A 13,624-nucleotide genomic window follows, 5' to 3' on the forward strand; every position below is an offset into this window, starting at 1 on the left:
CGCGGGAAACTGTCGAAGGCGGGGTGGGTCCGGTTGCGGGGGCGTGAGCGCCATGGATGGCGCGACCGAGCTTACATGGACGTACTTGCAGCGTCCCCCGCAACCGGACCCACCCCGCCATCCCTCAGGAACCCAGATTTTGCCGTTGCTGTTGTCTTTGACGTGGCCTCTGCGGGTGCCGGGCGCAGCCCGGCCAGCCCTCCCTGCCGGATTTGCATATCTGGCTGCCGAATCCGGCCGTGGATTTGCCGGAATGCGCGATTGCCCTGCCGGAATGAAGTGCTCAGCCCTCGCTGAAAGGCGCGAAATGTCAGTCACCTGCCTAACGGCAAGTCCACTGACATTCAAGTAGTCCGCCTACGGGGGAAATGCTCATGAACCGCATCTACCGGCGTGTATGGAACCGCCAGCTCAATGCTCTGGTTGTGGCCTCGGAACTGGCCACCGGCGATAGCGGTGGTGCCGCACCGCGCGACCGTCGCGCCAGCCTCCTGGTGCCCAGCACCCTGGCCCTGGCGCTGCTGTGCGTGCTGGCCAGCGGGCCTGCGGCGGCAACAGAGTCCAGCCAATCGCTACGCGACCTGCAGGCGCTGGCGGCCAAGTACACCCAGCCGATGCCGGTGAAGGTCGATGCCGAGGTTGCGCTGGCAGCGGCCGCACGACAGGCCCAGGCAAACCCGGCGATCAGTGCGAACGCACGCGTTGGCCTGCAGCTGAGCACGACTTCGCTGCCGGTGGTGCGCGACGTCCTGCCGGCCACCGTGCAGGTCAAGCTGGCCGCCGGCGCGACGCCGCGCCAGGTGCCCGCACCGGCGCTCGGCGCCGACGTGCACGCCAACATCGGCATCGGCAACGTCGCCGCCGCCCGTGTCGATACCGCAGTCGCCGCGAACGTCGCACCGGCCGCTCAGGCGCCGCTGGGTCTGTCTGCCAACGCCGCCGCAAAAGCCAATGTCGGCATCGCCGGTACGCCGGTTGCCAGCGTCGATGCCGGCACCCAGGTTGCCACCGCCGTGACTGCAACGCCGTCCGGGCTGAAGGCGGCCGTCGACGGCAAGGTCGATTCGCGGCTGGGCGTGGCCGGCAACCCCATCGAAGGACAAGGCCAGGCCGGCGCCACCGCATCAGTCACACTGCCGGCCAAGGAAGAGCTGCCGGGCGACACCGATGACCGCGCGATCACCGCCGCGTTTGATACCGGCGTGGCGGGCAAGGTACGCGTACAGGGCAAGGACGGCGAAGAACTCGTCGCTGATCGCAACCTCAAGCTGGCCGGCACCGCAACCGTCGCCGCACAGAACAGCGCGCTTGGCCTGGGCGGCCTGCTCAACGGCGTCGGCACTGCGCTGAACGGCGTTGGCAGCGCTGTCGGCAGCCTGCTCAACGGCGATCTCAACGGCACTGTCGGCAACCTGACCGGCGCCGTCGGCGGCCTGGTCGGCAATACCCTGGGCAGCCTCGGCCTGACCTCGCCGTCGGCCATTCCGCCGACCAGCCCGAAGGCGCCGGCCGCTGCCGACCCGAACGCGGGCCTGGTGATCGGCACCGGTGGCCTGGTGGGCGGTGTCACCGAACTGCTCGGCCCGACCACCGCCAGCCTGTTCGGTGGCACCGGCTACCTGTCCAACGGCAACCTCAAGCTCAGCACCGCCAACGTCATGCAGACCTATTCCACGGTCAACGTGCTCGGCCTGCCGGTGGTCAATGCCACGCCGGTCGGTACCACGCTCAATGGCCTGGGTGGCGCGGTCACCGGCGGCAGCTCGCACCTGACCCTGATCGGTGGCGTCACCTCCGACAGCTACATCTACAACATCAACAACGGCAATCCCGGTGGCTTGCTGGGCCTGCTGCTGCCCAAGGATTCGCCGGCCTGGGCGGCCAAGTGCCTGGACATTGCACTGGCCGATATCTCCTGCTGGGCGGTCAACGCCGCGCAGGACTACCAGGTGCTGATGGGCGATGGCGCCTATGCCAACGGCTCCAAGGAAGTGGTGATCGGTGCCAATGCCCGCCATGAGCTGCCGAAGGTTGATGCCAACGTCGCCTTCCCGGGTGCGGGTGCCAATGATCCGAGCGATCCGACCGGCGTCCCCACTGCCGACTACGCGGCACGCATGGGCCACTCGGTGGTGGTCGGCGACAGTGCCAGCGGCACCGCCAACGGGCAGACCCTGCTCGGTGCGGAGAGCACCTCCAACCAGGCCAATTCGGTGGCGCTGGGCTACCGCTCCGCCGCACTGCGTGGTGCCCAGGCCAGCTACAGCGCCTACGGCCTGACCACCGCACAGGTGTCCGCTGGCGAGGTGTCGGTAGGCACCGCCGGTGGTGGCGAGCGGCAGATCACCAACCTCGCGGCCGGCAGCGCCAACACCGACGCGGTCAACGTGGCCCAGCTGAAGGGCGCGATCAGCCAGATCGATGCGGTCGGTGCCGCGGCGGTCACCTATGACCTGGATGGTGCAGGCGACCCCGACTACCGCCGTGTCACCCTCGGCAATGGCACCGGCACCACCACCATCGGCAATCTGGCCGCCGGTGCGGTCAACGCCACCAGCAGCGAGGCGGTCAATGGTGCGCAGCTGTTCGCCAGCAACGACACCATGGCGAAGTTCTTCGGTGGACGTGCAGCGTTCGATCCGCTCACCAGCACTTTCACCGCACCGCTGTTCGAGATCAGCAGCATCTCCACCGGTGGCGCCGTCGCCTCGGGGCTGTATGACAACGTCACCGACGCCTTCGATGCGGTGGATGGCTCGCTGGTCAACCTCAACACGCAGATCAACGACATCCGCAACACCGGCACCCGGTACCTGCGCGTGAATTCGACCGGTGCCGACGCCGTGGCCAGCGGTACCGAATCGATCGCCGTCGGTGCCGGTGCCAACGCGACCGCCGCCAACAGCATCGCGGTCGGTGCCGGCAGCCTGGCCGACCGTGCCAACAGCGTGTCGATCGGTGCCGCAGGCGCCGAACGCCAGGTCACCAACGTCGCCGCCGGTACCGCCAGCACCGATGCGGTCAACCTGGGGCAGTTGCAGGCCTCGGAAGAGGGCGCGCTGCGCTACGACCTCAACGGCGACGGCAGCGTCAACTACGGCAGCGCTACGCTGGGCCAGTCCGGCACGGCCACCACGCTGCGCAACCTTGGCCCGGGCCAGATCAGCGCGGCCAGCAGCGAAGCGATCAACGGTGCGCAGCTGTTCGCGGCCAACCAGACCGTGGCCACCCATCTCGGCGGCGGCGCTGCGGTGGATGCCAATGGCGTGGTCACTGCACCGACCTATACGCTCAACAACGTCGCCGCCAATGGCACCGTCAGCCAGGGCAGTTACAACGACGTCGGCACCGCCTTCGATGCGGTCAGCAATTCGCTGGCCAACGTTGCAGACCAGACCGATGACCTCGACAAGCGCGCCGTGAAGTACGACGTGGATGGGAGTGGCAACGTGGTCGATACCGTGACCCTCAGTGGTACCGGCGGTGCACCGGTGAAAGTCACCAACGTTGCCGCCGGCAGCATTCTGGCGGGCAGCAGCGATGCCATCACCGGTGATCAGCTGTTCAGCACGCACCAGACGGTGGCCAGCTACTTCGGTGGCAGCACCGTGTACAACGGCAGCACCGGCCTGTGGACCGCGCCGACCTTCAACATCTCCACCATCGCCACCGATGGCACCATCACCGGCAACGACTACAGCAACGTCACCGCGGCGTTCTCCGCCGTGGACGGCTCGCTGCGGGTGCTCAACCAGCGCATCAGCAACGGTGGCGGCAGCCCGTACCTGGCGGTCAACTCCACTGCCGCCGCGGCTACGGCCACCGGTGCCGAAGCACTGGCGGTCGGCCCGCAGGCCAGCGCAGCGGGCGCGGGCAGCGTGGCAGTCGGCAACGGCGCCAATGCCAGCGCAGGCAACAGTGTTGCGCTGGGTGCCGGCTCGGTGGCCAGCGTCGGCGCGCAGACTGGCTATACCGGTGCCTACGGCCAAGCCGGGGCCAGCAACTCGTCCGGTGAAGTGGCGGTGGGCAGCAGCGGCAGCGAGCGCAAGGTCACCCACGTGGCCGATGGCTCCGACGACCACGATGCGACCAACGTCGGCCAGCTGAAGAACGGCGTCAACTACGCCATCGACCAGTCCAAGTCCTACACCGACCAGAAGATCCAGAACATCACCAACGTCGCCGGCAGCTTCCGGGCCAACAACAGCAACAACCTGGCCGATCCGTCTGCCAGCGGTGCCAACTCCGCCGCAGGCGGTGCCGGCTCCACCGCTGCCGGGGCGAACTCGACCGCACTGGGCAACGGTTCGCAGGCACAGGCCGACAACTCGGTGGCGCTGGGTGCAGGCTCGGTCGCCAACCGCGCCAATACCGTGTCGGTGGGGGCAGCCGGTGCCGAACGCCAGGTGGTCAACGTGGCCGATGGTTCGCAGGCAACGGACGCGGTCAACGTGCGTCAGCTGCAGGCTTCGCAGCAGGGCACGATCCGCTATGACACCACCACCAACGGCACCACCAACTACAACAGCGTGACCCTGGGCAGCACCAGCAGCGGCCCGACCACGGTGCGCAACGTCGCCGCCGGCACCGCCGGTACCGACGCGGTCAATGTCGACCAGCTGAAGTCGGGCATGGCGCAGACGCTGGACTGGTCCAAGGCCTACACCGATGAGCGCATGGGCGGCTTCGAACGCGACCTGCGCAAGACCGACAACCGTGCCTCGGCCGGTATCGCCTCGGCGATGGCAACCGCGTCGCTGCCGCAGCCCAGCGAAGCCGGACGCAACATGGCCTCGATCGCCGCCGGCAGCTACAACGGCGAATCCGGCGTGGCCCTGGGCATCTCCGGTGTTTCCGAGGGCGGCCGCTGGATCTACAAGTTCAGTGGCTCCACCAACAGCCGTGGCGAGGCCGGTGTGGCCGTCGGTGCCGGCATCCAGTGGTGATTGCCCGCGCCGGGTCGTACTTGCGGCCCGGCGCCGCGGCCAACGTCTACAGGGGGAATGACATGAAATCGCATCGCATCGCTCGCAGTGGCCGCGTCATCGCCACGCTGGGGCTGATCCTGGCTGCAGGGCTGCTGGTTGCGTGCCGCAGCCACGCACCGGCCGCCGACGGTCCCGCCGGCAGCACTGCCGTCACCTTCCCGGAGGCCAGCAAGGCCTCGCTGAAGGAAGGCATCTATCCCGATATCGCCGACCTGCGCCGGTTCGCGCCGGGCATGAGCAAGCGCCAGCTCTATACGTTGCTGGGCACCCCGCATTTCAATGAAGGCATGTGGGGCGTGCGCGAGTGGAACTACCTGTTCAACTTCCGCACCGCACAGGGCGCCGAATACTTCACCTGCCAGTTCCAGGTGCGCTTTGACAACAAGGGCATCGCCCAGGGCGGCTACTGGAAGCCTGAATCGTGCGCTGCCGTGCTGGACCCGCCGCGTCCGCCTGCACCGCCACCGCCGGCGCCGTTGCCGGAGCAGCCGCTGCGACTGGCCGCCGATGCCCTGTTCGGTTTTGACAGTGCGGTGCTCAGTGCCACTGGTCAGCAGGCCGTGCAGGGCGTGTTGGCGCAGGTGCGTGAGGCCAGCCAGGTGCAGTCGATCCAGGTGGTCGGCTACACCGACCGCATCGGCAGCGCTGCCTACAACCAGACACTGTCGCAGCGACGTGCCGAGGCGGTGCGCATGGCGCTGGTACAGGGCGGCGTACCCGCGGCGAGCATCAGTGCCGAAGGTCGCGGCGCGGCAGAACCGCTGGTGCAGTGCGACCAGCGCAACCGGCGCGAACTGATCGCCTGCCTGGCGCCCAACCGGCGGGTGCAGATCGCTGGCGTGGCCCGGCCGCACTGAATCCCCGTGCCGGGGCGTGCCCCGGCATCCCGAGTCCCCCCTGTTCTGCCGGCAGGACGTGGAAACGTCTCCCCCGTTTTCCACGCCTGCCGGTGGGCAGGTTTCTTCCCTGGTGCACCTGATGAATGCCCAATTCCTGCCCTTGTCCATGAAGACGGAAGCCACTCTCAGCGTGTACGGCCAGCTCGGCAACCATGCGGTCGTGCGCATTCCCGGGCGCCGGCTGCCGGGCCTGATCCTGCAGGCCGACACCGTTGCCGGCTTCCTCACCCAGCTGCAGGAGGCGCAGGCCTGCCTGCGCAGTGGCCGCGCGCAGCGGGCCGACGCCGAGCTGGACATGCTGGTCGACATGCTCGAGCAGTGGTACGCGCTGATCGAATCGCGGCTGGCCGATGCAGGCGAGGCGCTGTAGAGAAGAGGGGACGGAGGGGATCAAGTCGTTTCCCGCACAGCCGGGGCATGAACGACTTGATCCCCTCCGTGCCCTTTTCTGTTGCTAGGCGCGGGCGCGGATCATCCAGCAGGCGGTCTCCACGCGCACGCGATCACCGTCGATGAACGGAGCGAATGCGGCCAGTGCCTGTTGCAGCAGCGCATCGGCGCGCTCGGCGGGCAGTGCACGCAAGGCCAGGCCCACAGGTCCGAGCTGGCCAACGTAGCTGGCCAGCGCGTCACGGGTGAGGAAACATGTCAGGTCCAGCGGCGATACATCCACGTCCTGCCATCCGGCGCTCTGCAGCAGCCGACGCACCCGCTCGCCATCGGCGAAGGCGAACTGTCCTGGCGCACCGGCTGCTCGTGCCGGCAGCACCAACTGATCCGCAAGAGCGCGTTCGGCGGTGGTCATGAACGGATTTTCCTGCGCGCTGCGCCAGGCGATGCAGCGCAGGCCCGCGCCCGCTTGGGCGGCACGGTGCAGGTTGGCGAAGGCGGCCAGCGTGTCTTCGAAGAACATCACCCCGAACCGCGACTGGACCCAGTCGTAGCGCGCTGTTGCGAAGGCATGGCGCTGCGCGTCGGCAACGATGAAGTCGATGTCGCGCCCGATCGCGGCGGCACGCTGGCGGGCGAGGGCGAGCATGGGTGCGGAGATGTCGATGCCGGTGCAGTGGGCCTCAGGACGCGCTGCGGCGGCGGTCAGCGTGCTGGCGCCGGTGCCGCAGCCGATGTCCAGCAGTTCCGTGACGGCAGCCGGCAGTTCGTCGCGCAGGGCATCGGCCATCGGTTGGAACAGACCGTCCAGCAGGGCCTGCTGCGCGACCCAGTTCTCGCCAGCAGGGCCGTTCCAGAGCGTGTTCTGATCGAGCGGGAGTGAATCAGCCATGGGCTTGCCTTGCGCGGGGAGTGCGACCATGGTGGCGCTTGAAGCCCACTTGAGGTCAAGCACGATGCGGGAACTGGATATCGGTGAGGTGGTGCGCCGCAGTGGCGTACCGGCCTCGACCCTGCGCTACTACGAGCAGCTGGGCCTGGTGCAGGTGCTGGGGCGTCGTGGTCTGCGCCGGCAATACGACCAACAGGTGCTGGAACGGCTGGCACTGATCGGCCTTGGGCAATCTGCGGGCCTGTCGCTGCAGCAGATTGGTGCGGCGATGCCACAGGGGGCCGGGCTTGCACTGGACCGCACGGCATTGCTGGCCCAGGCCGATGCGTTGCAGCAGCAGATCCGCGGATTGCAGCGGGTGCAGGATCGGTTGCGGCGCGCTGCGGCCTGCCCACACGCCGAGGATGCGCGGCGCTGCGCATCGTTCCGCAGGCTGCTGAGTGCGCAGCAGCGCGTGGCCCGTGCATGAGCAGTAGATCCACGCCACACGTGGATGAACTGCTGGCCCACGCTCAATCGCGGGTGCTGACTTCCCAGGTGGCGTGCAGCACGCCCGGAACCTGCTCCATCCGCGCCAGCACCACGTCCAGCTCGTCGGCGCTGACAGCAGTGCTGACCAGGACGGCGATCACATCGGTGGGCGCATCGGCGTGCTCGACCAGCTGCACGTCGCCGACGGGATACTGCGCTGCTTCCAGTGCATCGACCAGGCGCTCGCGCACGCGCGGCACCGCGTCGGCATCCACGCTCAGGCGCACTTCGTAGGTTGCCTCACTGGCGGCTTCGTTGATCGGGATGCGGTTGATCGCGTTCACCAGTGGCCGCAGCAGGGTATTGCCGGCAATGATCAGGACGGTCAGCAGCACGCCTTCGGCCAGCATGTCCGCGCCGGTGCAGCTGCCCACGGCCGCCGAGCACCACAGCGTCGCGGCGGTGTTCAGGCCGCGCACGTTCATGCCTTCCTTCATGATCACGCCGGCGCCGAGGAAGCCGACGCCCGAGACCACGTACGAGATCACCCGCACGGCCTCGGCGCTGCCGGCGATACGCATGCCCAGATCCACGAAGGCCGCGGCGCCGACGGCTACCAGCACGTTGGTACGCAGGCCGGCGGTGCGCTGCCGGTATTGGCGTTCGGCGCCGATCAGGGTGCCGAGCACGAACGCCGCCAGCAGGCTGACCACGGTGTCGGCGAAGGGGCCGGACTGGAAGGTTTCAATGAAGCGCATGGCCGCAGTCTACCTCCCGCAGGTGACAGTAGATCCACGCCATGCGTGGATGGGTTGGTGCGCCTGGGACATCATCCACGCATGGCGTGGATCTACCAGTCGAAGCGCATTGGGAGCCAGGCCGTGCAGTAGATCCACGCCATGCGTGGATGGGTGGGGGGGGGGGCGGGAACATCATCCACGCATGGCGTGGATCTACTCGTCGACGCGCTCGCCCATCATTTCGCGCTGGCGCTTGTCCAGCTCCTCCGCATAGCGCTTGCGCACGAATGCTTCAGACACCACGCCCAGTACCTGGCCATCGTCGGCCACCACCGCCAGCTCGTCGGCCTGGGTCTGGTCGAACCGCTGCATCACGCTGACCACGTCCGCGCTGGCGGCAAGCGCTACGTCGCGGTTCTCGGCGAACGTACCCACCACGTCCTCGGGTTTCACGCCGTCGCCGAACAGGCGCGGGATCTGCACGATGCCGGCGTAGTGGCCTTCACTGTCGATCAGGATCACCCGGCTGCCCGAGCCCAGCGGGAAGCGCTGGCGGAAGGCAGCGGCATCGAGGTCGGCCGGGGCAGTGGCTACGCCTTTGCGCATCATCCGCCCGGCATTGAGGTTGTGCACCCAGCCGATGTCACGCGCGCTCTTGATGGTTTCCCCGCGCAGATGCATGCGCCAGGTCGAGAAGGAATAGCCGAACCACTGGCGCACCAGGGTGCTGGACACCAGCACGGCGCTCATCACCACGCTGGTCAGCAGGAAATCGTGCGTGCCTTCCAGCACCAGCATGGCCATGGTCATCGGCGCGCCAACCACCGCCGCGGCCAGTGCGGCCATGCCCGCCAGTGCCGCCGAGGTGGCGTCGACCACCGGTACGCCAGTGGCCATCGCCAGCAGCCCGGCAAACAGCGTGCCGACCAGGGTGCCCATGAACAGCGAGGCGAAGAACAGGCCACCACGGAAGCCGAAACCCAGCGAGATGCCCGAGGCCAGGCATTTGAGGGTCAGTAGTCCGCCGATCCAGATCAGCGGCAGATGGGTGGTCAGGTCCAGATGCAGCGCGCCGTGGCCGGACGACAGCACCTGCGGGCTGGCCAGTGCCAGCGGAATCAGCAGCAGACCGCCCACCACAGGGCGCCCCCACAGCGGCAACGGGCTGCGCTTGACCGTGCCCTCGATGGAGGCGATCAGGCGCATCACCACGATGCCGACCATGGCACAGCAGCAGCCGAGCAGGCCGTAGATCGCATAGTCGGCAGCGCGCACGTCGATGGTGGATGCCGCCGGCAGCAGATAGGCCTCCACGCCGGCCTGGTCGGCAACGAAGGCGCCGGCCAGCGCGGCCACCGCCACCGGCGCCAGTGCCGCCGGCGTATAGGCGCCGATGACGATCTCGAAGGCGTAGAATGCCCCGGCCAGCGGAGCGCCGAAGGCCGCGGCGATCGCACCGGCCGCACCGGCCCCGACCAGGATGCGCACGTCGTTGCGGCGCAGGCGCATCACCCGTCCCAGCTGCGAGCCGCTGCCGGCACCCATCTGCGTGTACGATGCTTCCAGTCCGACCGACGCGCCGCAGCCGTTGGAGACCAGGGTCTGGGTCAACACGATCAGGTTGTCGCGCATCGACATGCGGCCGCCGTGCAGCGCGTTGGCTTCCACGGCATCCAGCAGGGGGCGCTTGAGGCGCGTTGCAGCAAGGCTGACCACGCCCACCACCAGGCCGCCCAGCGGCAGTACCAGCAGCGCGGTCCAGGTCAACGTGGGCAGTGAGCTCAGGCGCATGCCCTCGTCCAGCCCATACAGCGCCGTCTGCAGGGTGCGTGCCAGCCCCGCCTGCAACAGGGTCAGGCCACCGGCGATCAGCCCGACCAGCAGGGCCAGGGCGATGAACCACAGGTCGCTGCCACGCAGGCGCAGGCGCAGGCCCTGGAAGGCCAGATGCAGGCGCGATGGCGAAGCGGTGGAGGACATGGTGGCGGCATGATACGCCGCCACCGTGAGCGCTACCGTCACCGCATCAGGCGGTTACCGCACTCAGAAGCGGTAGCGGCCCTGCACGTAGAACGTGCGCGGTGCGGCCACCATGCGGCCGGCGTTGCCATCCACGTTGCGGGTGTACCAGCGCTTGTCGGCCAGGTTGTTCACGCCCACCGCAATCTCGCTGTCGGCCAGCCAAGGCAGCTGCCAGGCGGCCTGCGCGTTCCATAGGCGTACGCCCGGCACGCGGCCCACGCGCGCATCGGCGGTTTCGTCCCAGGTGTTGGCGGCATCGGAGAACTGGCCGCTCTGGTGGGTGCTGGACACATTGAAGGTCCAGCCGGCCAGCGCATAGCGCGCGCCGATGCTGTCGGTATCGCGCGAATAGAACGGCACATCCAGGCCACGATTGTCGCCGGACTGCTGGATGGCCTTGGTCCAGGTGTAGTTCGCGTACAGCTCCAGCCCGGCCAGCGCGCTGCTTTCGGCGAAGCGATATTCAATCGCGCTCTCCACGCCCTTGTGGTCGGTGGCGCCGATGTTCTGGAAGGTCGGCGGGGTGATGCCCGGCACCTGCAGGATCTGGTTGTCGAAGCGCATCTTGAACACGGTCACTTCCGCGCGCAGCGCGCCATCCTGCCAGCGCGCACCCAGCTCGGTGGTCCTGGCGATTTCCGGGTTCAGCGGATTGGTCGCGCTCTGCGAGTTGAGCTGGATGTTCTGCACCGGGCCGAACGAGGTGGTGTAGTTGCCGAACACGGTCAGCTGCGGGGTCAGCAGGTAGGCCACGTTGAGCGAGGGCAGGGCCTTGTCGTTGCGGCTGCTGAAGGTCGCGCCGCCACCGGCCTGCTGGCGGTCCATGTCGATCCACTCCATACGCACGCCGGGCGTGATCCGCCACTGGCCGATGGCGATGCGGTCATCAACGTAGAACGAGTGCGCATCGGTAGCGTTGTCGAAGCGGGTGGTGGCGCCGGCGGCACCGGTACGGCGGGTCACGGTGTAGCTGCGGTCGTTGCCGCGCTCGCGCAGGAAGCGGTAGCCGGCGGTGATGTCGTGCACGCTGCTGCCCCAGTGCAGGCGCTGGGTGTAGCGCGGTTCGATGCCGAGCACGCGGTAGTCGCGCGGCTGCACGGTGATCTGCGTGTTGGCGGCGTTGATCAGCGAGCTGGCGCGGTTGCTTTCGTTGTAATACGCAAGCACCTCGAACTCGCTGTTCTCCGACAGCGTGTTGGTGTAGCCCAGGTCGATGCCGGTGCGATGGCCCTTCCAGAAGTCGGTCGGCCGGGTGTTCTGGAACGGATCGGTCTCGTACTGGGTGCGGGTCAGGCCGCCCGGGGTCAGCGAACGCACGTTGTAGTACGAGAGTTTGGCGCGCAGTTCCTGCTGTGCATCGATGGCATAGGCGAACTTCAGTGCCAGGTCGTCGAAACGGTCATCGCTGCCCTGGCGCCAGCCGCGGCCGTCCTGCCCGGAATACAACAGGGCCATGCCCACGCCGTTGTCGGCGGTGCCGCCGAGGAACGCGTTGTACTGGGTGCTGTCGCCGCCGCCGTGGTCGTACGCGCTGTAGCGCACGCCGGCCTCGCCGTGCAGGCCGGCCGCGGTCGGAATCGCACGGGTGCTGAAGTTGATGATGCCGCCGACATTCTGCGGCCCGTAGCGCACCGCGCCGCCGCCACGCACCACGTCGATCGACTCGATGTTGGCCAGGCTGGCCGGGGCGAACGACAGCTGCGGCTGCCCGTACGGCGCAACCGCCAGCGGCACGCCGTCCAGCAGGACGGTCGAGCGCGGCGAGTAGCGGCCGGTCAGGCCACGCACGCCGATGTTGAGCGACACCGAGCTGCCGGCGGTGCCGGAGTTGTCGGTGACCTGCACGCCGGGAATGCGGCGCATGGCATCGCCCAGGCTGGCGGCGCCGCTGGCCTCGATGCGCTGGCGATCAACCACGGTACGTGCGCCGGCGAAGCTCTTGACGCTGTCGTGCAGGCCGGTGCCCAGCCAGCTGCCCGATACCTGGATGCTGTCGAGCGTGGTGGCGCTCTCCTGCGCGAAGGCGCTGGCAGCCGGGATCAGGCACAGGGCGAGGGCGGCGGCCAGGGGCAGGCGGGCCGGTTGCAGGGCAGGGATGGGCATCGTTGCGGGCAGTGGAAGGGCGTAAATGAGAATTATTGCTGATTCCATTCGCCATTGGAATCGGCACACGGTTCAGCGCTTTGACCCGATGGTAAAGTGATCAATTGCCTCCTGACCCGCTGAGATCTGCCATGTCCACTGCTGCTTTCTACCCCGTCGGAACCCCTGGCCAGCCGTGGGGCGTGGCGGAACGGGAGCAGTGGCGTGCGCGCCAGCAGCGCCTGCGCCGTTACGACGAGGAAGTGCTGCCGCGCATCGATGCACTGGCCGGGCGCTTCGACAAGGTGGCCTACGGCCAGCTCGACTACGCAGGCGAGACCTATACCCTGTTCGCCCTGCGCAGCCGCGACTGGAATCCGGCACTGCCGGCCGCGCTGGTGACCGGCGGTGTGCACGGCTACGAGACCAGTGGCGTGCTGGGCGCGCTGGAATTCCTCGAAAAGCACGCCGCCAGCTACGCCGGCAAGGCCAACCTGCTGGTCGCGCCGTGCGTGAATCCGTGGGGCTTCGAGCGCATCAACCGCTGGAACTTCGATGCGATCGACCCGAACCGCAACTTCCGCGCTGACGGCCCGGCCCGCGAATCGACGGCGCTGATCGAACTGATCGCACCGTTGAAGGGCCAGTTCGTGCTGCACATCGACCTGCACGAGACTACCGACAGCGACGAGAGCGAGTTCCGCCCCGCACTCGCCGCGCGTGATGGCAAGCCATTCGAGCCGGGCCTGATTCCCGATGGCTTCTATCTGGTGGACGACAGCGAGAATCCGCAGCCGGCGTTCCAGCAGGCCGTGGTCGCCGAAGTGGAGAAGGTCACCCATATCGCACCGGCCGACGACAAGGGCGAGATCATCGGTTCGCCGGTGGTCGCGCATGGCGTCATCGAGTACGCGCTGGTGCCGCTGGGCCTGTGCGCCGGCATCACCGGGGCGAAGTACACCACCACCACCGAGGTCTACCCGGACAGCCCGCGGGCGACGCCGCAGCAGTGCAACGACGCTCAGGTGGCGGCGGTGTGCTCGGCGCTGGATTACGCGCTAGCCAACCCGTGATCTGCTGACCTCCTGTGCATCCACGCATGGCGTGGATCTACTTCAGCGTGCAGTAGATCCACGCCAT

9 protein-coding genes are annotated in these 13,624 nt (G+C 68.0%); 5 read left to right on the forward strand and 4 right to left on the reverse strand.

What is annotated here, in order from left to right; genetic code table 11:
- Positions 1-374 precede the first annotated feature (374 nt).
- The 3 genes from AC13GI_RS20985 (at position 375) to AC13GI_RS20995 (ending at position 6,257) form a co-directional block, all read left to right on the forward strand.
- Positions 375-4,946 carry a YadA-like family protein gene (locus AC13GI_RS20985; protein WP_482997254.1) on the forward strand — a complete coding sequence of 1,524 codons (4,572 nt, stop codon included), beginning with the start codon at positions 375-377 and terminating at the stop codon, positions 4,944-4,946.
- Positions 4,947-5,008: 62 nt separating this feature from the next.
- Entirely contained in the window at positions 5,009-5,845 is an 837-nt protein-coding gene (locus AC13GI_RS20990) for an OmpA family protein (protein WP_099818730.1), read from the forward strand.
- A 121-nt stretch (positions 5,846-5,966) separates the two neighbouring features.
- A complete protein-coding gene (locus AC13GI_RS20995; protein WP_170929478.1) occupies positions 5,967-6,257 on the forward strand; it encodes a DUF6959 family protein in 291 nt (96 codons plus the stop codon).
- 84 nt (positions 6,258-6,341) lie between these two features.
- On the opposite strand, the gene AC13GI_RS21000 is transcribed toward AC13GI_RS20995, so the two are convergent.
- A complete protein-coding gene (locus tag AC13GI_RS21000) occupies positions 6,342-7,169 on the reverse strand; it encodes a class I SAM-dependent methyltransferase (RefSeq protein ID WP_099818729.1) in 828 nt (275 codons plus the stop codon).
- 64 nt (positions 7,170-7,233) lie between these two features.
- On the opposite strand from AC13GI_RS21000, the gene AC13GI_RS21005 reads away from it, so the two are divergent.
- Positions 7,234-7,638 (forward strand): MerR family transcriptional regulator, encoded by a 405-nt coding sequence (locus AC13GI_RS21005; protein ID WP_099818728.1) that lies wholly within the window; start codon positions 7,234-7,236, stop codon positions 7,636-7,638.
- Between the two features lie 43 nt (positions 7,639-7,681).
- Here AC13GI_RS21005 and AC13GI_RS21010 read toward each other — a convergent pair whose 3' ends face one another.
- The 3 genes from AC13GI_RS21010 to AC13GI_RS21020 all read right to left on the reverse strand — a co-directional run bounded on the left by AC13GI_RS21010 (position 7,682) and on the right by AC13GI_RS21020 (position 12,505).
- Complete coding sequence (locus AC13GI_RS21010; protein ID WP_099818727.1) at positions 7,682-8,398, reverse strand: MgtC/SapB family protein; 717 nt, start codon at positions 8,396-8,398, stop codon at positions 7,682-7,684.
- A 195-nt stretch (positions 8,399-8,593) separates the two neighbouring features.
- Positions 8,594-10,360, reverse strand: a complete 1,767-nt coding sequence (locus AC13GI_RS21015) for a chloride channel protein (RefSeq protein WP_482997255.1) — start codon at positions 10,358-10,360, stop codon at positions 8,594-8,596.
- Between the two features lie 63 nt (positions 10,361-10,423).
- Positions 10,424-12,505 (reverse strand): TonB-dependent receptor family protein, encoded by a 2,082-nt coding sequence (locus AC13GI_RS21020; RefSeq protein WP_482997256.1) that lies wholly within the window; start codon positions 12,503-12,505, stop codon positions 10,424-10,426.
- A gap of 131 nt (positions 12,506-12,636) precedes the next feature.
- On the opposite strand from AC13GI_RS21020, the gene AC13GI_RS21025 reads away from it, so the two are divergent.
- Positions 12,637-13,557 (forward strand): M14 family metallopeptidase, encoded by a 921-nt coding sequence (locus AC13GI_RS21025; RefSeq protein WP_482997257.1) that lies wholly within the window; start codon positions 12,637-12,639, stop codon positions 13,555-13,557.
- Positions 13,558-13,624 lie beyond the last annotated feature (67 nt).

The organism is Stenotrophomonas sp. 82F1, from assembly GCF_056861525.1.